Genomic DNA, 259 nt, shown 5'->3' on the forward strand with positions numbered 1-259 from the left:
ACCAGAACTCAGCTTCTATCTCAGCAAGCGCGAGCCACTCTGCGTCAGTATCAGCAAGCCAAAGCGCTTCAGCATCAGTAAGTGCAAGCCAATCAGCATCTGTATCAGCTAGCCAATCAGCTTCAGCATCAGTAAGTGCAAGTCACTCAGCATCTGTATCAGCTAGCCAATCAGCTTCAGCTTCAGTATCTGCAAGTCAAAGTACTTCAGCATCAGTAAGCGCGAGCCAAAGTGCTTCAGCTTCAGCATCTAACGACCA

General features: G+C 48.6%; 1 protein-coding gene. It reads left to right on the plus strand.

The genetic code is table 11. From position 1 onward, the window contains the following. Nucleotides 1-259: hypothetical protein (locus B7708_RS00150; protein ID WP_193431736.1), on the plus strand; the 259-nt coding region annotated here is incomplete at both ends.

This window comes from Streptococcus oralis subsp. dentisani (genome assembly GCF_002096615.1).
Lineage (GTDB): Bacteria > Bacillota > Bacilli > Lactobacillales > Streptococcaceae > Streptococcus > Streptococcus oralis_U.